Here is a 21,431-nt window from a genome sequence, read left to right as displayed (position 1 = left end):
AAATCAAAATGCAATTACTAAACAAAGAAATACCACTCTTCCAACCAAGGTTCATTTCCAAATTTTAATTGTATTTGATTCTTTAAATCTGTTATTAATTCATCAGCCAATGCGTATTGACTATATTCATCGACTTCTTTATCTACCTGCAAAGGCAGATCATTACTTATAATATTCTTACCTAATCTAATGATTCTATTTTCATTTTGACTACCGAATTTGGTTTGTTTCAAATAATGAAATAACCATTTATCATGAGGATAGGTTTGTTCATCAATTAAATAACTCAATTGACATATTAATCTTATTATCTTAGAACAATGAAGAATCACTGATATTTCATCACCTCTTTTTAATGGGTGACGCAACCAATCTAGAGTCAACTGTAACTTTAGATATTTTTGTTTAACATCAATGATACTATCTTCAAAAATACAGGTATTATACTCATCTATGATTTTATTATATCGGTCTAATTCATCATGTAGTACTATTACATTGGTATACTCCCATATTTCTGGATAATCCTTCAGTCTAAAATACTCTGTCAATTTTTCATATGTTTCAATATTATAATGTCCTATCCAATCTGGCAAATTCATAAAAACCCCATCTTGTCTTGATATTAGTCCAAGATTGTAATAATCCTTTACAATTTTATCTTTTACTTTTTCGTCACAAAAAAATACTAAATCGATATCAGAATATTGATCAGGATTACCTCTAGCGGTACTTCCTTTAAGCACAAGTGACATCTCGCTCCAATATTTACTTAATACACTATGATTTGATAACTCATTGCAATAATATCTTGCTTGGCTGAGTAATTCATCACGTTTCTTCAATCTATACCTCCTCCTTTTGAAATACAAAACAAAAAAATCCTCCAATATAAGAAGCACACTTATATATGCTTTTATTATATTTGGAGAATGCTATCAATAAAATATCTATAATAGACTTTTATTTAATATTTTGGGACATTATTAAATTAAGTCCCAGGAAATTTCCCTTAAGTCAAACCTACAAGTATATTGATTCCGACAATTATGCTAATTATAGAAAAAGCTGTAGTTAATATTATTATAGCCGCCGCCAATTGACTATCATTATCCATAGCATCTGACATTGCAAAGCTACTAATTGCAGTTGGGGAAGCAACAGAAATTAATATGATACCTAGATTATCCCCTCTAAAACCTAAATAATAAGCTATAGTCAATATTATTAGAGGATTAACTATGGTCTTTAGAAAAGTTGCTATTAATGCATAATTAAAGTTATCCTTAACTTTATCCCAAGAAAAAAACGCACCTATACAAATTAATGATAAGGGTAAAGTTAATGTCCCAGTATATTCAATTGTATTATGTATAAACACAGGCAATTCTATATGTAATGACGCAAATATTAATCCCACAAAAATAGATATGATTAAAGGATTTTTTGCTAAATTAACTAATGTGATTTTGACATTATTCTGAGATTTTTCTTTGGGCAGAAAAATAGTAAGTGCTATAACAGCCATTATATTATACATGGGAACTAAAAATGCTGTTAACAAAGCTGCTTTTGCCAAAGCAATATCACCAAATAAATTCATGATTAGTGAGTATCCTATTATAACAAAATTAGTTCTTACTATGCCCTGTACAAAAGGTCCTCTTGCTCTTAGATCAACTACGATCCTTTTAGCTAAGAGAATGGAGAGCAGAAAAAGTACTATATTAGTAATAAATAAAAATAATATTAAATTAATTATTTCTGTGCTGAATAATTCTTTTGTATTAACCCCACTGACACTTTGAAATATCATACATGGTAAACTTACTTTAAAAACAATTTTAGTGGATTTTTTTACAAATTCATCATTTATCAATTTAAATCGTTTAAGTATATAACCCATTAATATAACTAAAAAAATAGGTAATACACCATTAATTGTAAATATTATGTTATCCAATTTATTTTCTCCTTAATACTAACTTAAATCAAAAATTTATTATATTAGTTCTAAATAATCCAGGTGGATACCCTTCTTCTCTTTTGAAAAATTGACTAAAATAATACTCACTAGAAAAACCTAATTGTTCTGAGATTTCTTTTACAAGTAAATCTGTATTTTTTAGTAAATCCTTAGCTTTTTTTAATTTGATTTTATTTATATATTGTTTAGTTGATAGATCTGTTTTCTTTTTTATAATCCTATTAATCTGTTTTTCACTTAAATACATATAATCAGCAATATCTTTTGTAATTACTTTATTACCTATGTTATCGAATATGTATTGTGTTATTTGTGTAAATCTATAATCGTCTTTTTTATGTTTCACTGGAACTTCATAATTATAATCTCTATTCTTACTAATAACTTGTACAGATGAAATCAAAATCAAGAGAATATATAGCTGGATTTGATTATAATAACCGATTTTCTCATAATATGCACAATAAAGAACTTTTTCAAATATTTTAATCGTACCGTTGTAGTCTCTGAAAGCACTGCATTTATTGTCATTGAGGAATTTATATATTATCAAATCTTCAATGTTATTCTCATTATTTAATGAAATATGACAATTCATACAGTATTCAACATATTTGCTACTATCAATATTTATCTGTTCATGGTATTCACCGGGTTTAGTTATATAGAATTCACCTTTACATACTCTAAATTCATAAGTATCCATTCTAACCATTGACATACCATCTGCAACAAAATGAAATTCATATGCAGAGTGGGTATGCCTTGCAATATTCCATTCACCTTCAACTGTCATAACTCTAAACCAAAACATCTCAATGTCAAAAGAGCCTTTACAAAATTTCAGGTCTAATTGAGATAATTTTTTTGATGCTTTGGCAATATCAAATTTCATGATACAACCCCCTAGTTTTTAACATTCATGTAAATTCTATGAATAATTATATTTCTTTGCGACTAACTACATTATTAGCTATTGGTCTAAATTTCTTATCTCTCCATCTATCTTCATTTGATCTAATAAGCAAGTATGAAAGTGCCAAAAGGAGAAATCCACATATTACAGCTATTACCTCCACATTCTGTAAATCAAATGAAAAAGATATTAAATAACCTATACCTAGTCCAATAAATAAGAATATCAAAGGTATAGTATACATAATCACTACAGCTTTCAAGAAATTACTTTGCTCCAATGAAATTTCAACTTGATCCCCTTCTTTTGCATCACATATATTCTCAGCTTCAATAATCATATCTTTGGTTTCAAAACCTGCTGTACATGCTCTACATTTAGCACAAGCTTCTCTTCTTTCAAGTTTAACTGTTACATATTTTCCTGCTTCTTTTATAACGATGCCTGTTTCTGCCATGATTTCACCTCTCTAAAGTAATCCAATGTATAAGAAAAACAAAAATAAAATCCATTTCCTTTATAGTATCAAAATGTTTACTATAAGTCTATGGATTTTTTTGTATTGTATATATTATTTATCTTTACTTATCATATTTCAGTAGAAACTTTTTTCAGTGCCAATATGTTTTCTAATGGTACATCACTTTGTAATGCCTCATGGCTAGGAGATATAACAAATCCATCACCAAATATCCTCTTAAGTCTTTTTACTTCATTAATAATATCATCTGGTGACCCGTTAGGCAATAAATCTTGAGTATCTACACCACCTACAAAAATTATATCATCTTTATATTTAACCAATTCCTCAGCTGACATACCTTTTGCTTTTGCCTGAAGCGGATGTAATGCATCCATTCCAGTACTAATCAAGTCAGGTATCACCTTATAAATAGAACCACATGAATGAAGCATTACCTTTAACTCATATTTTTTTCCTAGACTAACTAGCTTTTCAAAAGATGGAAGAACGAATGTTCTGAACATATCAGGACTAATTAATAAATCTAATTGGCTCCCAAAATCGTTCCCAAAAAAGAAACCAAACAGGATATCCTTTCCTTTACATGCTTCAAATATTCTTTGATTAGCTTTTAAGTAGAAATCAACTATTTTATCTGTTACTGCTTCAACAATCTCTGGCTCTGTAAACATTTTTATAAAATAATTTTCCATTCCAAAGAAATCACATACTAGATGAAAAAATGGTGACCACATTCCACCAAATACTGCTAACCCTTTTTCATTGGCTCTTGTAATAATTTTGATGTATTCGTCAACATCAATATATTCTGGATTTGGCCATGGAATCTTATCTACATCTTCCAACTTGATATCAGCATATTTCCCGCCTTCACTTAATGTTTCTCTATGACCTATTACTGCTTCAAACATTCCTTCTCCACTAGGATGCTTCCATGCCATCCCTGCTGGAAGCCAAACAAAATCATCCTCGAATTTTTCACTTAATAAAATTTTATCCTCTGTAGGTATTCCAAAATGTTCACATACTATTTCCTCAGCTTCTATAGTTGGATTACCTTTCCAAAATGGATTTCTATCAGTTTTCTCTCTATTAAAAGTTGCTCTTATACGTTCTTTCCCAGTCATATTAATCCTCCTATAATGAATACATCTATTTCTTTATAGTATAGATTATACCCATATCCTTTTATATAGAAAAAATTAATGTATTGTTAAACAAAATTCAGATTGAATACATTTTAACTATTGACTTATAATTTCAAACATCCTATACTTTTTCTATGATAATAATAAAATAAAAGAGGTGAGTAACTTGGATAAAACGATAAGTCATACCAAAATACTTAATCAAGTATTTGAGAATGTTAAACCTAATTTTATAAATGGTGGTTATACTGTATGTAATCATTCATGGATTAGTAATAATCATTTATTTGAGTATGATAGTATTGGAATAGTGTTAGACGGAAGTATATGGTTGAAATATGATAATATAGATTTTGTTGTAAATAAAGGTGAGTTATATTATTTTCCAGGAAATACTATACAATCTTTTAAAATACATGATTGCAAAAAAGCCATTAAGTATTGGTGTCATTTCACTGCACATATTGGTGAAAACTCTTTATTTGATATTGTTGACTATCCTACTAAGATTAAATGTAAAGACATGCATAAAGTTATTAACATCTTCAATGAAATGCTTAAAACTTATCATAAAGAATATATAGGAAACTCTTTTTATTATAATTCCAAATTGTATGAGCTATTACACGAATATATATATACTGCTAGTAATAGTATCAGCTTAAGGAAAAATCAACTTTCTCAAGATATGTATACCATCAACGAATATATCGAAAAGCATATCAGCAAAAACATATCTGTTAGAGAATTAGCTGATCTAGCAGGTTTTAGCAATAATTATTTTATTGAAATATTCAAGAAATATTTTAACATGACTCCTCTTCAATATATAATCAATAAAAAAATAACTTTGGCGAAATCGTTATTAACCTGTACAGATATGTCAATAAAAGAAATAAGTATACATCTGGGTTTTTCAAGTCAAAATTATTTTTCTGAGATATTTAAAGTACAGACTAATTTTTCACCATCTCTTTATAGGAAATTACAGATATAAAAAGAAAAGTGCTGTCTCACAATATATTTTATCAATGATCCGTAAGATGTACTCTGTTTAGGTATCTTACGGATGCTGATTATTATATATGTGAAACAGCACCTTTTATTATTTCTCTATCTATTAGATTTCAATAGTATCAATTTTTAGTCCTAATTCATTTAACTGTTTATCATCAACAGTACCTGGAGCTTCTGTCATTGGACAAGATGCATCTTTTACTTTAGGGAAAGCTATTACGTCTCTAATACTATCAGAATGTGTCATAAGCATTACGATTCTATCTAATCCATAAGCTAATCCGCCATGTGGTGGTACACCGTATTTGAATGCATTCAATAAGAAACCAAATCTATCATAAGCGTCTTCTTTACTAAATCCAAGTGCTGCAAACATTTTCTCTTGAATATCTTTTTGATGAATTCTTATACTACCTCCACCAAGTTCACATCCATTAAGAACCATATCATATGCAATAGCTCTAACTCTACCAGGATCAGATTCTAGATACTGTAAATCTTCTTCCATAGGCATTGTGAATGGATGATGCATAGCAGTATATCTTTTATGTTCTTTATTCCATTCAAGTAATGGGAATTCAGTAACCCAAACAAATTTGAACACTGAATTATCAAGAAGCTCAAGTCTTCTACCAATTTCAAGTCTTAAGTTTCCAAGAGTGCTATATACCACATCATTGGAATCCGCACAGAATAATAATAAGTCTCCTGGTTTACCATTCATAGCTTTTACCATATTCTCTACTTCTTCATCTGTTAAGAATTTAGTTATGGCTGATTTGTAAGTTCCATCTTCATTAATAACAATCCATGCCATTCCTTTAGCACCGTATGTCTTAGCTATTTCTCCTAATGCATCAATTTGTCTTCTTGGAAGATTACCTAATCCTTCTGCATTAATACCTCTAACACTTCCGCCGTTTGCTACAGTTGCTGAGAACACTTTGAAACCGCAATCTTTTACTATACTGGATAAATCGACTAATTCAATACCGAATCTTAGATCTGGTTTATCAGAACCAAATCTATCCATAGCTTCTTGATAAGTTAACCTTTGGATTGGTATTTCAATATCAATATCCATTACTTCCTTAAATAGCTTTTGCATTAGTTTTTCATTAATATTTATGATTTTTTCTTGGTCGACAAATGATAATTCCATATCAATTTGTGTAAATTCTGGTTGTCTATCAGCTCTAAGGTCTTCATCTCTGAAGCATTTAACTATTTGGAAATATCTATCATAACCTGATAACATCAATAATTGTTTGAAAATCTGTGGTGATTGAGGTAATGCATAAAAATTACCTGGATGAACCCTACTTGGTACTAGATAATCTCTAGCTCCTTCTGGAGTACTCTTAGTAAGCATTGGTGTTTCAATCTCAAGGAAATCTTCATTACTTAGAAAATCTCTTGTAATCATAGCTACTTTATGTCTCATGATAAGATTTCTTTGTAAATCAGGTCTTCTAAGATCTAAGTAACGATATTTTAATCTTAAATCTTCTTTTACATTACTATTCTCTTCAATTTGGAAAGGTGGTGTCTCAGCTTCTGATAATATCCTAAGTGAATGAGCTCTAACTTCTATTTCTCCAGTTTTAAGATTAGGATTAATAGTTTCATCAGATCTACTTTCAATAATACCTTCTACAGCAATTACAAATTCACTTCTGAGCTTTTCAGCCTTTGCAAATCCTTCGTCTCCAATACTGCTTGCATCAAAAACTATTTGAAGTAATCCAGTTTTATCTCTAAGGTCGATGAATATAACACCGCCTAAATCTCTTCTTTTTTGAACCCATCCCATTACAGTCACTTTATCATCAATATTCTTAGCACTTACCTCTGTACATTTATTCGTTCGCTTCAATCCTTGCATTGATTCACTCATATTGTTACCTCCTAGTCTAATAATATTTCATTATTAATTTATTTTATACCTAAACATCTTATTTATTAGATACATTGTTAATATTATTTTTCATGAATTTAACTATTTCTTCGATATTCAAATCAGTCTGTTCTCTTGTTTCCATATTTTTAAGTCTTACAGAATTCTCTTCTAATTCATTATCACCTATTATAGCTGAAAATCTGGAGCCAATTTTATTGGCATATTTCATTTGGGCTTTTACACTTCTAGACATTAAATCTGTCTCTGCAGATATATTATTATTTCTTAGCTCATTAACAAGTGCAAAAGTTGTTTTCTTGGCATTTTCTCCTACGTATCCTAAATAGATATCACGAATAGGTTTATCTTCTTTAGAACCACCCATAGCTTCCATAGTCATAATTAATCTCTCTATTCCTGCACCGAATCCAACTGCTGGAGTAGATGTACCACCACATTCTTCAATTAATTTATCATATCTTCCGCCGCCACATACAGTTCCTTGCGCACCTATATCGTTACATATGAATTCAAATACTGTTCTAGTATAATAATCCAATCCTCTAACAATCCATGGATCAACTACATAATCAATTTCCATAGAATCTAATAAACTAAGTAGTTCTTCAAAGTGTTCCTTACATTCAGCACCAAGTTCATCTTTTGCAAGAGGTGCATTTGTTAACACTGCTTGACATTTTTCATTCTTGCAATCCAGAATTCTTAATGGATTCTTCTCATATCTTTCTAAACAAGTCGGACATAATGAATCTATATTTTTACTTAAGAATTCTTTTAATGTGTTATTATATTTTTTTCTGCATTCTGGTCCACCTAAGCTGTTAATGTGAAGTTCTACATTAGTTATTCCAAGATTTTTCAACATATTAGCAGCAAGAGAAATAACTTCTGCATCTGCTGATGGCTTATCCGAGCCAAAAAGTTCCACACCAAACTGGTGAAACTGACGATATCTTCCAGCTTGAGGTCTTTCATATCTAAAGGCAGGTGTTATATAAAATAGCTTAGTAGGCTGTGCATCAGCATACATCTTTCTCTCTAGATATGCCCTAACTACACCAGCTGTTCCTTCTGGCTTGAGTGTAATATTTCTATCACCCTTATCAGTGAAGCTATACATTTCTTTTTGAACAATATCAGTAGTTTCTCCAACACCTCTTTGAAAAAGTTCTGTATGCTCGAATATTGGAGTCCTTATTTCATTAAAACCAAAATTAGCACATATATCATTAACCGTATCTTCAAGCTTTTTCCATGTATTCATATAGCTACCATATATATCTTTCGTTCCTCTTGGTGCATTTGTCAACATTTAAAAACCTCCTTTGACATTACTTATTTTTATTTCAAATTATATTAATAATTCAAGTTATAGATTTCAAGAAAATGATAGTAAAACTTTTCATTATAATAAAAAAATCCCGTCACTGACTTAATAGTCAGGGACGAGATGTATATAATCATATTCATTCCGCGGTACCACCCTAATAGAAACCTTAGTTTCCACTCTTGAATCTGTTAACGGCGATTAACCGTATTCATTTACTTGAATCTATCTTTCAATGAATCACTTGGAGGTGTCTTTCAACTATTGTCTATAAGAAACTTTGCAGCTAATGGTTTCTCTCTCTGTATAGGTGGTAATAATCTACTTTTCCTCGTCAACGATTTTACATAATTTTATAAAAATAGTTTCTTACAGTTTATTAGTTTATTCCTCATTTGTCAAGTACTATTTTATTTTTTCCTAAATTGTCCTTTTATAATTTTATTTTATTATTTTGTAATTAATCTTATTTATCATAATAAAGACCCGTTCTCAAATTCTCAATGTATTTTTCTAATTCTACTATATTTCCTTTGGATCGTTCTATTTCTTGTACTATAGCTGAACCTACTATGACACCATCTACATATCCTTCTAATTCTTTTATATCTTCTTTGGTTGAAACACCAAACCCTACTGCTATTGGCAGATTGGATTTTTTTTTGACATCTTGTAGATAAGTTCTAATATCTGTAAAAAAGTTAGATTTTCCTCCTGTTACCCCTAATGATGATACACAATATACAAAACCATTACATCCTTCGATAATTTTTTTTATTCTATCTTTTGATGTAGGTGCGACTAGAGGTATTAGACAAAGTTTTTCATAATCCATTATCTCTTCTAATTCATATCTTTCTTCAAGGGGTAAATCAGGTATTATTAATCCATCAACACCTATTTCTTCACATGCCTTAATGAACCTTTCCTTTCCATAAATAATGATAGTATTATAATATACTAAAAACAAAAGAGGGATCTCCGTATTTTTCCTGATATCTTTAACTAAATCCATAATTTTGTCGACAGTAACACCAGCATTTAATGCTCTCGCTCCAGCAGCTTGTATTGTAGGTCCATCAGCTAACGGATCAGAAAAAGGAATACCTAATTCAACAATATCTGTTCCCCCTTTTTCTAAAGCATAAACAAACTCTTCTGTTTTTTCGATACTAGGATCACCTGCTGTTATATATCCAATAAAAGCTTTTTTGTTTTTTAATTGTAGTTCCTCGAATTTCTTATTTATTCTATTCATCTATTATCAACTCCATAATTTTTATTAATTTATTTTTTTAATTTATATACTATATATATGAAACTTAATCATCTATACAATTTCAAAAAAACAATATATCTTCCTTTGTTCAATAAAACTTAATAATCGCTGACTCTATATCAATCATTTAATTTGAAATCTCTAAAATGGTCTGTACATCTTTATCTCCTCTACCAGATATATTAATGATAACAATCTCATCCTTATCCATATTAGGAACAACTTTAAGCGCATATGCAACTGCATGGGAGCTTTCTAGGGCTGGTATAATACCTTCAATTTCAGATAATAATCTAAATGCTTCAACTGCTTCTTTATCTGTAACTGCTTCGTATTTTGCTCTACCAGAATTATGTAGATATGAATGTTCTGGTCCAGTTCCAGGATAATCAAGCCCTGCTGATATAGAAAAAGCTGGTTTTATATTACCATCATCATCAGTCAATAGATATGTTTTCATACCATGTAGAACTCCGACTTTTCCCTCTGCACCATCTGATAGTACCGCTGCATGTTTGCCTGTATCAATACCCTCTCCTCCTGCTTCAACTCCTATCAGTGATACTTCCTTATCCTCTATAAAAGGATAGAATATACCTGCCGCATTGCTCCCTCCACCAACACATGCAATAACTGCATCTGGTAGCCTATTTTCTTTTTCTAATATCTGCTTTCTAGCTTCATCACCGATTATTCTCTGAAAATCTCTAACCATCGTTGGATATGGATGAGGACCTACTACTGAACCTATTACATAGAAAGTATCTTCAACCAACTTAACCCATTGTCTTATTGCTTCATTGGTAGCATCTTTCAATGTTCCTGTACCAGATACTACGGGTTGTACTTTGGCTCCTAACAACTCCATCTTGAAAACATTAAGTTTTTGCCTTCTTATATCTTCTTCTCCCATAAAAACTGTACATTCCATACCAAACAGTGCAGCACCTGTTGCAGTAGCCACACCATGTTGTCCAGCACCAGTTTCTGCTATGACCTTAGTCTTTCCCATCCTTTTTGCTAATAATAGTTGACCAATTACATTATTGATTTTATGTGCTCCCGTATGATTAAGGTCTTCTCTTTTTAGATAAACCTTAGCACCTCCAAAGTACTTAGTTAATCGTTTTGCATAATACAGAGGTGATTGTCTACCTACATAATCCTTTAGATAATACTTATACTCATTAATGAATTCTTCATCTTCTTTATATTTCTCATAAGCTTCTTCCAATTCTTTTAGAGGATACATTAATGTTTCTGGTACATATTGTCCTCCAAAGTCACCAAATTTTCTTTTCATTCTTTTTTCCTCCTGTACTTTTTTGACATATATATTTCCCTTTATTTGATAAATTGAATAGAATCAAATAATTCTTTTATCTTTTTTTCATCTTTTATAAGGTTAGTTTCTACACCTGAATTCATATCAATAACCTGAGGTTCTACTATTTCAATTGCTTGAACTATATTCTGGGGAGTTAAGCCTCCAGCTAATATAAGATGATTGCTCATAGAGATTTTCTTCACCAAATCCCAACTAAAAACCTTACCAGTACCACCACTTTTGCCTTTATGATAAGTATCTAATAAAATACCAGCTATATGGCTATATGAATCAATTATTTTTATGCTACTCTCATCTTTTACAGCAATACTCTTCCATACTTTACAATGTATCATTTCACAATATTCATCATCTTCATTTCCATGAAGCTGTACTATATCTAACTTACAAGATTGTACTATTTTATTTACATATTCTATATTTTCATTAACGAACACTCCTACAACCTTGATATCTTGTCTAATATGCTTTCTCATTTCTTTTACATCATTTTCTGTAACTTGTCTTTTACTCTTTGCAAATATAAATCCTATATAACAGACAGGGTACTTATTGATTATTTCTATCTCTTGAATGTTTTTTATTCCACATATCTTTATTTCAGGTATCATATAAGAGCCTCATCTCCTTTGCCATTTCACTTATGTTATTACTTCTCATGAAACTTTCACCAATCAGAACCCCATTTATATCAGCCTTTTTTAATTCTTTTATACAATCTAATCTGTCAATACCGCTTTCACTAATCACTAAACAATCTTTAGGTATATATTTTCTTAATTGCATAGTAGTTTTTATATCAGTTTTAAAAGTTTTTAAATCTCTATTGTTAATACCGATAATCTTTGCCCCTGCCTCTAATGCTATATTGATTTCTTCTATGGAATGAACTTCCACTAATGCATCCATAGATAATCCATGAACAATAGCTATAAATTCATTAAGCTTTTCTTTGTCTAATATGGAGACGATTAGTAATACACAGCTTGCACCTAGTAATTTGGCATTATATATTTGATTCTTGTCTATTATAAAATCTTTGCAGAGAGTTGGTATATCAACATTCTCACTCACCTCTCTAAGATAACTATCTTTACCTAGAAAATAATCTTCTTCTGTAAGTACCGAAATTGCATCAACTGAATCATTATATATGTTTGATAATGTTACAGGATCAAAATCTTCTTTAATCAAACCTTTTGATGGTGAAGCTTTTTTTATTTCTCCTATAATAGATAGGCCATCTTTTTTTATTGCATCGTAAAATGATGGTCTATCTTTTGTTTTACTGATTTTTTGTAATAATATATGTCCATTATATTTTTTTTCTATGATTCTCTTTTTCTTTAATCTAATAATATCTTCCAGATATATTCTCTCTCCCATTTCATTACCTCCACTAAATGCTATTTGAGTAACTAATAAATTCTTCTAATTTTGCCTTTGCTTTTTTTGAATCCAGTATGTTCCTTGCAATATTTATTCCTTGTTCAAGTGAATCTGCTTTACCAGCAACATAAATAGCAGCTCCTGCATTAAGTACTAATATATCTCGCTTAGGACCTTTTTCTCCGTCCAATAGTTTTCTAATTATCTCAGCATTTTCCTCTACCGTACCTCCTGTAATATCAACCAATTCAGCTTTATTAATTCCATACATCTGTGGATCAATTTCATAAGTCTTAATACATTTATCATTTAATTCTGTTACTTTGCTATTACATGTAATAGTCAATTCATCTAAACCATCTTTACCATGAACCACTAAGGCTCTTTTAACTCCTATATTACTTAACACATGTGCAATTTTATCTGTCATATTTTCATTGTAAACACCGACTATCTGTGCTTTTGCTCTTGCAGGATTGGCCAAAGGACCCAGTATATTAAATATTGTTCTAAAACCTAATTCCCTTCTAACAGGTGCAACATATTTCATTGTTTGATGATATTTTGGAGCAAATAGAAAGCATATACCAATATCCCTTACCATTGATTCTGATTGTTCAGGAGTAAGATTGATATTGATACCTAGTGTCTCTAGCACATCTGCACTTCCGCATTTACTAGATACAGAACGATTCCCATGTTTAACTACTGGGATTCCTGCTGCCGCTATTAATATTGATACAGCAGTTGAAATATTATATGTTGAGAAACCGTCTCCACCAGTCCCACATGTATCTACTGTATATAAATCATTAAGATTCATTGGAACTGATTTTCTTCTAAGAACTTTTGCACCACCAGTTATTTCTTGTATTGATTCACCTTTGATTGTCATAGCAGTTAAAAAACTAGCTATTAAACTTTCGCTGACTTTTCCTGTCATTATTTTCTCAATACAATCTATCATCTCTATCTCTGACAGGTCATTACCTGATCTTAATTTTTCAATAGCATCTCTAATCATATACAGCACTCCTTATCTATAAAATTTTTAATTAGTTTTTTTCCTTCATCTGTCATAATGGATTCAGGATGGAATTGTAATCCTACAATATCTAACTGCTTATGTTTAATTGCCATGATTTCCCCATCACTTGTGGTAGCTATGTTTTCTAAACATAGGGGCAAACTACCTTTTTCAATTGCTAATGAATGATATCTTGCAACTCTTAATGGATTTTTTACACCTATAAAAATATTTCTGTTATTATGATTAATCAAACTACTTTTTCCATGGTACAAGCTTTTAGCATGAGTAATATTACCACCGAATGCTTTACCAATACATTGATGTCCTAAGCATATCCCTAGTATTGGTATACTACTACTAATGTTTTTTATAATATCTAGGCAATTACCAGCATCATCTGGTGTGCCTGGCCCTGGCGAAATAATAACCTTATCAGGATTGAGTTCTAATATTTTTTCTGCTGTAATTTTATCATTTCTATACACTCTTATATCTTCTTCAAATTCACCAATATATTGATATAAGTTATATGTGAAAGAATCATAGTTATCAATAATTATTATCATTATGAAGTCCTCCTTCTAAAATAATATCAGCTGTTAATTGCTGTTATCAGACCTTTTACTTTATTCTCTGTCTCTTCATATTCTTTTGTTGCGTCAGAATCAGCTACTATACCTGCTCCTGCCTGTAAATACAATGTATCATCTTTAACTAACATAGTTCTTATTGCAATACACATATCCATATCACCATCAAATCCGAAATAGCCAATAGCTCCACCATATATGCCTCGTTTTTCGTTCTCCAATTCATCAATAATTTCCATAGCCCTAATTTTAGGTGCTCCAGATAAAGTTCCTGCTGGAAGGAAACTCATCAATACATCAAACATATCTTTATCTTCTCTTTTACTGCCACCAACTAATGATACTAAATGCATCACATGAGAATATTTCTGTACTTTCATAAAAGATTTTATTTCAACGGTGGATATTTTTGAGACTTTTCCCATATCATTTCTACCAAGGTCTACTAGCATAACATGTTCTGCTTTTTCTTTTTCATCATTCAGTAGATCTTCAGCCAATAGTTTATCTTCCTCATCAGTTGATCCTCTTCTTCTTGTTCCTGCTATAGGACAATTAAGTATTTTACCTTTTCTTAATTCAACTAGCATCTCAGGTGAACTACCTATAACATGGTAACTACCGAAATTAAAATAAAACATATATGGAGATGGATTGACTTGTCTAAGTTTTCTATAAAGTTCAAATGGATGTATATCACTTTTCCCACTCCACCTTCTTGAAAGAACCACTTGAAAAATATCACCTTCATAAATATATCTTTTAGCTCTTATAACAGCATCTTCGAACTCTTCCTGATCGTTATGACTGTGAAATATTACTTTACCTTTACTTTCAGTCATCTTTTCATTTAATATATTTTTCTGCAATTCATTATTTATATCAACTATCTTTTTGTTAGCTCTCATACTTGATTCTTTGTCCTCTTCTTCTAAAACAATAATATTTATCTTATTAAGAAAATGGTCATATGCAATTAGTTCTTTAACGAACATCATATGTAAATCTGGTAAATGCATTTTATCAACATTTTCTTTTGGTAGATATTCATATTGTCTTATTATGTCATATCCTACAGTTCCTACAGCTCCTCCTATGAATGGGATATTAGTCGTATTAATCAAATCATATTTTTCTATATATGACTTAACAGTATCAAGTGCTCTACCCTTCTCTTTTTTTTCTACACCATTTTCATAAATAACTATTTCATTTCCATAAGCTTTAATTATTAAAAAAGGGTTTATACATAAAAATGAATATCTTCCTTTTGGCAGTTCTTTACTTTCAAGGAGAAAACCTTGTTGATCTTTAACATATTTCTTAAATAATGTTATTGGCGTTTCTATATCTCCTGAAATTGTTTCCACATAAGGTACAAGTTTAATTTTATCCATTACACTACCTCCTTTTACTTCTTAATACAGAAAAAAACCACTTCGCCCCTATTGGGACGAAATGGTTTTTCGCTAATGCCACCCAACTATAGATTCAGTGATATAAATGTCTAATAGAGTCATAGACTTATAAAACAAAAAAACGGTACTATCGTCATGTTGAGACGAAAGACCGTTATACCACTCAATTCTATGTTATATTTCAGATACGGAATATTATCGATATCCTAACTCAATAACGGGAGTTCCCGGCATCAACTACTCAGTCTACAACCTTTCATTTAGCATCTCATGGAGCCATTCCTATCCTTCATCTATACCGTACCTCACACCTAACGACGGCTCGCTGTAATAAATTCAGAAAAGTACTCTTTCCAATCACAGAATTTATAAATATTTATCAGATTATAACACATATTAATCTATTTGTAAATATTATTTTTAGATTCATTAAAAAATTTTCTTTTCCTATCTATCATTTCATCAATACGATTAATATATTGTTCTACATTCTTAACATTCTCAATTCTTTCAATTCTATTTTCATGTTTATATACAACTTTAGAAGCTGCTCCTGCTCCAAGAGCGATTATAGATTGTGCCTCTTCCATAATCTCAATATTATATATGCATTCATTTCCTATAGAACAATAACCTACATTTTCATAATTACCAACCATATTTTTCTGTCTATACATATAATAAGGATTCAACCCTATTGATTTTGATTCATGATATACCATATCTATCATTTCTCTAATTGTCTTATCACTTGATAAATCATATTTATCAAGTGTCTCTTTTAATCTCGAAGCTCGTTTTACAGCCATTGTGTGAACAGTAAGGCTCTCAGGGTTTAACTTCTTAATCTGTTCCATTGTTTGTTTTACATCTAGAAAAGTTTCACCAGGAAGTCCAAGAATTAAATCCATATTAATATTGTCAAAACCTGCTTTTCTAGCCTTAGAATACGCTGAATATATATCTCGGACAGTATGACGTCTACCTATAATCTCTAACGTCTTGTCATTCATTGTCTGAGGATTAATTGAAATTCTAGTCACACCATATTCTTTTAATGCATTCAATTTTTCAGTATTAATAGTATCTGGTCTACCTGCTTCTACAGTAAATTCTTCCAATGATTCAACATTAAAATGCTTATTTATCATTCTCATAAATACCTCTAACTGCTGAGCATTTAGAGATGTAGGGGTACCTCCACCTACATATATTGTCTTGACCTTCTTACCTATTAACAATTCTTTTGAAACATATTGCATCTCCTTGTCTAGTGCATGCAAATAGTCCATAACATGAGATATCCATTTATCTATTGGATAGGACGTAAAAGAACAATATAAACATCTAGTTGGACAAAATGGTATCCCTAGATATATGTTGATTTCATTATCTTCATTAGTTTTTAATATCTTAATTTCATTTCTTGCAATTTCCATCATCAAATCAACTTTTAATGGTGAAATTTTATAATAATCTTCAAGATAATATCTTACTTTTTCTTCTTCATGACCATATTTTTCTATTAAATCAAATACTATCTTAGTAGGTCTTATGCCTGTTAAGATTCCCCAAGGTTGTTTTATGCCAGTTATTTTAGAAGCTACATTGTAAAGTAATATTTTCAGCAATTTTTTTGACTGTTTTCTTTTTTCTAAAGATTCACTGGGTAAATCTTTAATATAATTTTTATCAAAGGAAGATGTTTCTATGATTTTACCATTTTTATAATATATTGCTTTGAAATAATCCTCACATATTATTGTTTCAATGGTAACACCATCTGCTGTCACCTCTTCCACTATCTCATATTTTTCATCATGGAAAAATAGATTTAGAAGCATTTTGATTTCATATTCATAATCATGACCTTTTAGTAATAAATACATTTAATATCTCTACTCCTAATAAATAAATTATTAACACATATATATATTCGTTTTTTTCTCATAACCAATAGTTGTTTGAAAACCATGACCTGGATAAGCTCTTGTCTCTTCAGGTAGATTCATAAGTCTATTCTTAATATTATTAATCAATGCATTCTCTGGTCCATCATAAAAATCCGTTCTACCAATAGAACCAGCAAATAATGTATCTCCACAAAATAATATATCATTCTCACTATTGTAATAACACACACTTTCAGGTGAGTGACCTGGTACTACAATACAATCAAATTTCAATTCTCCAAATTCAAGAGTATCTTTATCTCCAACAATTTCGTCATTATCAACAGAAACAACTTTCCTCATAAGACTAAGAGATAAATTTCTGTTTGGATCTGCCATAATTTTCCCTTCTTCTTCGCTAGTAAATACAGGTACTCCAAACCTGTCTCTTATAGCATCTACCACGCCGATATGATCAAAGTGTCCATGTGTCACAAGAATTCCCATTAATATTAGATTATTTTCTTCTATAAATCTAATAATTCTATCTTCATCCCCCACTGGATCAATCACTACTGCATCTTTACTTTCTTCATCATAAACAACATAAACATTTGTTTGCAAAATACCTAACATCATTGTTTTAACTTTCATTATAAATCCTCCTCTTACAAAATGATAGCTAAGAACTATTAATCTTTTACTATCAATTTGACTTACACTATGCTAAAACACTTTATCACTATCTAAAAGTAAAGTTACAGGTCCATCATTTAATAGCTCTACCTTCATATCAGCTTGGAACATCCCTTGCTTGATACCATGATATTTTTCATTAGCTTTTTTTATGAATTCTTCAAATATAATCCTTGCTTTGTCTGGTTTAGCAGCTGATGAATAGCTAGGTCTACGTCCTTTTCTACAATCACCATATAAAGTAAAGTTAGGAACAATAATTATTTCACCTTCAATATCTCTAACAGATAAATTCATTTTATCATCTTCATCTTCAAATATTCGAAGGTTTATTATTTTATCAAGCATATAATCATATACTTTTGAATCATCTGTATCTAAGAATCCCACTAGTACTAATATTCCTGTACCAATTTCTCCTATTACTTTCCCCTCAACTTTTACAGATGCTTGTTTAACTCTCTGTATAATAACTCTCATAAAACTACTATCCTTTCTTCCATGTTAATAAATATATTACTGCTATTATTTTAGCTATTAGCTATTAGTTCTTATTATTTCCTCAACGCCTTCAATGCTATTTAATTTCTTAGTAAGTTTGTTGAGCTGATGCACACCATTAATATCCATAGTTACATTAAAGATAGATTTATCCCCTTTAATAGAACGAGCATTCAATGATTTTACAGGTATTCTTTCTTCTGTTAACACTTTTGATATATCAACTAATAATCCTACTCTATTTGAACTAATTATTTGAATTTCAACTTGATACAAACGACTGGACTCTTTTTCGTCTAAATTCTGCCATTCAGCTTCTATTAGCCTATGTCTTTCCAATTCTGATAAGTTAATAATATTACTACAATCCGTTCGATGTATAGATACACCTCTTCCTCTAGTAATAAATCCAATTATCTCATCTCCAGGTACAGGATTACAACACTTACTGAATCTGACAGCTAGATCTTCCACACCTTTTACTACAATACCACTTTTTGATTGTTTAGCAGTTGAAGTATTTAAATCAAATACTTCTTCAATCACTTCCGTATCCTTCTTAATAGTCTTTATTTTCTTATTGTATTCTTCATACAGCCTATTAACTATCTGCCCTTCTTTTAGTCCTCCATGACCAATAGCGGCACATACTGCATCCCAATCTTTAAAACCATATTTTCTTTTAACAACTTGTGTGAACTCAGGTTTAATTATATCGCTTAGAGGTATACTTTTTGCTTTGGTATATTTCTCTATCAACTCTTTACCTCTAACAATATTGTCTTCCTTGAATTCTTTTCTGAACCATTGATTAATTTTACTTTTAGCTTGTGAGCTTTTTATGATATTCAACCAATCTCTACTTGGTCCATGGGAATTCTGTGAAGTTACTATTTCAATTCTATCTCCATTTTTAATTTTATAATCAAATGTAACTATTTTACCGTTAACTCTAGCACCAACCATTTTATTTCCTACGGCACTATGGATATGATAAGCAAAATCAATAGGCGTTGATCCAGCTGGTAAATCTATCACATCACCAGAGGGTGTAAATGCATATACTTGGTCTGCAAAAACATCTAAATCCGATTTTAGAACATCTAGGAATTCTTTGTTATCAGACATGTCTCTCTGCCATTCAAGAATCTGTCTTAACCAATTTAATTTTTGTTCTTCACTCTGCTCCATAGATTCCGTTGTCTTACCTTCTTTATATTTCCAGTGAGCAGCAATACCATATTCAGCGGTTCTATGCATTTCATAGGTTCTGATCTGCATTTCAAACGGTTCACCTTCTGGACCAATTACAGTCGTATGCAAAGATTGATACATGTTAGGTTTCGGCATGGCGATATAATCTTTGAACCGTCCTGGTATTGGTTTATACATTTCGTGAATTACACCTAGAACTCCATAACAATCTTTTACAGATTCTACAACAGCTCTTACTGCAAATAGATCATATATCTGATCGATAGTTTTGTTTTGTCCAACCATTTTTTTATAAATACTAAAGAAGTGTTTTGGTCTTCCATCTACTTCTGCTTTTATACCAATCTTATCTATCTCACCTTTTATATCTACTACAATTTCATCAACAAAACTAATCCTATCATCTCTTTTTCTAGCAATTTTATCTACTAGGTCATAATAAGCATCTGGATTAAGGTATCTGAAAGATAGATCTTCTAATTCAATTTTAAATTTTGAAATACCTAATCTATGTGCCAATGGCGCATAGATATCTAATGTTTCCTTAGCAATCTTTTTTTGTTTCTCTTCTGACTTATATTTTAGAGTACGCATATTATGAAGTCTATCTGCCAACTTTATAAGTATTACACGTATATCTTTTGACATAGCCAAAAACATTTTTCTATAGTTCTCTGCTTGAATTTCTTCTTTATCGGTAGAATATGGAATTTTTTCAAGCTTAGTTACTCCATCAACCAATAGAGCTACTTCTCTACTGAATTCATTTGTAATATATTCTATTGTGTATTCTGTATCTTCTACAACATCATGAAGTATACCCGCCATGATTGATTCTTTATCAAGTTCTAATTCAGCTAACAAATGAGCAACTGCTAAGGGATGAATTATGTAAGGTTCCCCTGATTTTCTTAGTTGTCTTTCATGAGCTGTCTTAGCAAGTTGATATGCTTTTTGAATCATTGAAAAATCTTCTGATGGATGGTATCTTCTTATTACTTCTAATAAATCCATATAAATTTTATCAGGCATCTTATCACCGCTTCTATTTACATTTTATTTAGCATTTCTTGTTTTTTAAACTGAATTATTGATGAATCTAATATATCTATATATTATAGTTTTTTTTCTTACAAAATGCAAGAATTATTGCACTCTAAACTTTAATCTATTAACCATACTTATATACAAGATAATATATATTATTATTTAATATGTATTATACGTTATTAATTAGTTAAATGTTCTATATAATAAAAATAAGACCTTTACT

19 protein-coding genes and 1 other annotated feature are annotated in these 21,431 nt (G+C 30.4%); of the genes, 1 reads left to right on the top strand and 18 read right to left on the bottom strand.

Features of this window, described 5'->3' with window-relative positions:
• Positions 1–17: 17 nt before the first annotated feature.
• From ACX6CF_RS17235 to ACX6CF_RS17215, 5 genes are all read right to left on the bottom strand, one after another.
• Positions 18–845, bottom strand: a complete 828-nt coding sequence (locus tag ACX6CF_RS17235) for a nucleotidyltransferase domain-containing protein (protein WP_458786599.1) — start codon at positions 843–845, stop codon at positions 18–20.
• A 167-nt stretch (positions 846–1,012) separates the two neighbouring features.
• Entirely contained in the window at positions 1,013–1,963 is a 951-nt protein-coding gene (locus ACX6CF_RS17230; protein WP_458786598.1) for an AEC family transporter, read from the bottom strand.
• Positions 1,964–1,991: 28 nt separating this feature from the next.
• On the bottom strand, positions 1,992–2,882 hold the full coding sequence (locus ACX6CF_RS17225) for a helix-turn-helix domain-containing protein (RefSeq protein WP_458786597.1): 891 nt from the start codon (positions 2,880–2,882) through the stop codon (positions 1,992–1,994).
• A gap of 46 nt (positions 2,883–2,928) precedes the next feature.
• Complete coding sequence (locus tag ACX6CF_RS17220; protein ID WP_458786596.1) at positions 2,929–3,360, bottom strand: SoxR reducing system RseC family protein; 432 nt, start codon at positions 3,358–3,360, stop codon at positions 2,929–2,931.
• Positions 3,361–3,491: 131 nt separating this feature from the next.
• On the bottom strand, positions 3,492–4,514 hold the full coding sequence (locus ACX6CF_RS17215) for a uroporphyrinogen decarboxylase family protein (protein WP_458786595.1): 1,023 nt from the start codon (positions 4,512–4,514) through the stop codon (positions 3,492–3,494).
• Between the two features lie 187 nt (positions 4,515–4,701).
• Between ACX6CF_RS17215 and ACX6CF_RS17210 the strand changes: the two genes are divergently transcribed.
• Complete coding sequence (locus tag ACX6CF_RS17210) at positions 4,702–5,532, top strand: helix-turn-helix domain-containing protein (protein ID WP_458786594.1); 831 nt, start codon at positions 4,702–4,704, stop codon at positions 5,530–5,532.
• 123 nt (positions 5,533–5,655) lie between these two features.
• Here the strand turns inward: ACX6CF_RS17210 and aspS are convergent, their stop codons facing one another.
• The 13 genes from aspS to ACX6CF_RS17145 all read right to left on the bottom strand — a co-directional run bounded on the left by aspS (position 5,656) and on the right by ACX6CF_RS17145 (position 21,190).
• Entirely contained in the window at positions 5,656–7,449 is a 1,794-nt protein-coding gene (aspS, locus tag ACX6CF_RS17205) for an aspartate--tRNA ligase (protein ID WP_458786593.1), read from the bottom strand.
• Between the two features lie 58 nt (positions 7,450–7,507).
• Positions 7,508–8,785 carry a histidine--tRNA ligase gene (gene hisS / locus ACX6CF_RS17200; protein ID WP_458786592.1) on the bottom strand — a complete coding sequence of 426 codons (1,278 nt, stop codon included), beginning with the start codon at positions 8,783–8,785 and terminating at the stop codon, positions 7,508–7,510.
• 126 nt (positions 8,786–8,911) lie between these two features.
• Positions 8,912–9,147 (bottom strand) — a binding site (T-box leader).
• 119 nt (positions 9,148–9,266) lie between these two features.
• Complete coding sequence (gene trpA / locus ACX6CF_RS17195) at positions 9,267–10,058, bottom strand: tryptophan synthase subunit alpha (RefSeq protein ID WP_458786591.1); 792 nt, start codon at positions 10,056–10,058, stop codon at positions 9,267–9,269.
• Positions 10,059–10,206: 148 nt separating this feature from the next.
• A complete protein-coding gene (gene trpB, locus ACX6CF_RS17190; RefSeq protein WP_458786590.1) occupies positions 10,207–11,382 on the bottom strand; it encodes a tryptophan synthase subunit beta in 1,176 nt (391 codons plus the stop codon).
• Positions 11,383–11,423: 41 nt separating this feature from the next.
• Positions 11,424–12,038 carry a phosphoribosylanthranilate isomerase gene (locus tag ACX6CF_RS17185; protein ID WP_458786589.1) on the bottom strand — a complete coding sequence of 205 codons (615 nt, stop codon included), beginning with the start codon at positions 12,036–12,038 and terminating at the stop codon, positions 11,424–11,426.
• A complete protein-coding gene (gene trpC, locus ACX6CF_RS17180; RefSeq protein ID WP_458786588.1) occupies positions 12,028–12,813 on the bottom strand; it encodes an indole-3-glycerol phosphate synthase TrpC in 786 nt (261 codons plus the stop codon). The genes ACX6CF_RS17185 and trpC overlap by 11 nt, the downstream gene beginning before the upstream one ends.
• Positions 12,814–12,826: 13 nt before the next feature.
• Positions 12,827–13,840, bottom strand: coding sequence for an anthranilate phosphoribosyltransferase (trpD, locus tag ACX6CF_RS17175; RefSeq protein WP_458786587.1), 1,014 nt, complete (start codon positions 13,838–13,840; stop codon positions 12,827–12,829).
• Positions 13,837–14,412, bottom strand: a complete 576-nt coding sequence (locus ACX6CF_RS17170; protein WP_458786586.1) for an anthranilate synthase component II — start codon at positions 14,410–14,412, stop codon at positions 13,837–13,839. The genes trpD and ACX6CF_RS17170 overlap by 4 nt, the downstream gene beginning before the upstream one ends.
• Positions 14,413–14,438: 26 nt before the next feature.
• Complete coding sequence (gene trpE / locus ACX6CF_RS17165) at positions 14,439–15,833, bottom strand: anthranilate synthase component I (protein WP_458786585.1); 1,395 nt, start codon at positions 15,831–15,833, stop codon at positions 14,439–14,441.
• A 422-nt stretch (positions 15,834–16,255) separates the two neighbouring features.
• Positions 16,256–17,743, bottom strand: a complete 1,488-nt coding sequence (gene hemZ, locus ACX6CF_RS17160) for a coproporphyrinogen dehydrogenase HemZ (protein WP_458786584.1) — start codon at positions 17,741–17,743, stop codon at positions 16,256–16,258.
• A gap of 30 nt (positions 17,744–17,773) precedes the next feature.
• Entirely contained in the window at positions 17,774–18,400 is a 627-nt protein-coding gene (locus ACX6CF_RS17155) for an MBL fold metallo-hydrolase (RefSeq protein ID WP_458786583.1), read from the bottom strand.
• 72 nt (positions 18,401–18,472) lie between these two features.
• Positions 18,473–18,922: a D-aminoacyl-tRNA deacylase gene (gene dtd / locus ACX6CF_RS17150; protein WP_458786582.1), complete on the bottom strand. Its 450-nt coding sequence runs from the start codon at positions 18,920–18,922 to the stop codon at positions 18,473–18,475.
• 57 nt (positions 18,923–18,979) lie between these two features.
• Positions 18,980–21,190, bottom strand: a complete 2,211-nt coding sequence (locus ACX6CF_RS17145) for a RelA/SpoT family protein (protein ID WP_458786581.1) — start codon at positions 21,188–21,190, stop codon at positions 18,980–18,982.
• Positions 21,191–21,431: the final 241 nt, after the last annotated feature.

Source organism: Vallitalea sediminicola (assembly GCF_054408565.1).
The sequence above is the reverse complement of the archived record's forward strand: the minus strand, read 5'-3'. Positions and strand labels throughout refer to the sequence as shown.

Bases quoted from the DNA above. Each gene is read 5' to 3' on its own strand.
- ACX6CF_RS17220 (WP_458786596.1), bottom strand. From the start codon at position 3,360: ATGGCAGAAACAGGCATCGTTATAAAAGAAGCAGGAAAATATGTAACA.
- trpC (WP_458786588.1), bottom strand. From the start codon at position 12,813: ATGGGAGAGAGAATATATCTGGAAGATATTATTAGATTAAAGAAAAAG.
- trpA (WP_458786591.1), bottom strand. From the start codon at position 10,058: ATGAATAGAATAAATAAGAAATTCGAGGAACTACAATTAAAAAACAAA.
- ACX6CF_RS17155 (WP_458786583.1), bottom strand. From the start codon at position 18,400: ATGAAAGTTAAAACAATGATGTTAGGTATTTTGCAAACAAATGTTTAT.
- ACX6CF_RS17170 (WP_458786586.1), bottom strand. From the start codon at position 14,412: ATGATAATAATTATTGATAACTATGATTCTTTCACATATAACTTATAT.
- trpB (WP_458786590.1), bottom strand. From the start codon at position 11,382: ATGAAAAGAAAATTTGGTGACTTTGGAGGACAATATGTACCAGAAACA.
- dtd (WP_458786582.1), bottom strand. From the start codon at position 18,922: ATGAGAGTTATTATACAGAGAGTTAAACAAGCATCTGTAAAAGTTGAG.
- trpE (WP_458786585.1), bottom strand. From the start codon at position 15,833: ATGGATAAAATTAAACTTGTACCTTATGTGGAAACAATTTCAGGAGAT.
- trpD (WP_458786587.1), bottom strand. From the start codon at position 13,840: ATGATTAGAGATGCTATTGAAAAATTAAGATCAGGTAATGACCTGTCA.
- ACX6CF_RS17185 (WP_458786589.1), bottom strand. From the start codon at position 12,038: ATGATACCTGAAATAAAGATATGTGGAATAAAAAACATTCAAGAGATA.
- hisS (WP_458786592.1), bottom strand. From the start codon at position 8,785: ATGTTGACAAATGCACCAAGAGGAACGAAAGATATATATGGTAGCTAT.
- ACX6CF_RS17215 (WP_458786595.1), bottom strand. From the start codon at position 4,514: ATGACTGGGAAAGAACGTATAAGAGCAACTTTTAATAGAGAGAAAACT.
- hemZ (WP_458786584.1), bottom strand. From the start codon at position 17,743: ATGTATTTATTACTAAAAGGTCATGATTATGAATATGAAATCAAAATG.
- aspS (WP_458786593.1), bottom strand. From the start codon at position 7,449: ATGAGTGAATCAATGCAAGGATTGAAGCGAACGAATAAATGTACAGAG.
- ACX6CF_RS17145 (WP_458786581.1), bottom strand. From the start codon at position 21,190: ATGCCTGATAAAATTTATATGGATTTATTAGAAGTAATAAGAAGATAC.
- ACX6CF_RS17225 (WP_458786597.1), bottom strand. From the start codon at position 2,882: ATGAAATTTGATATTGCCAAAGCATCAAAAAAATTATCTCAATTAGAC.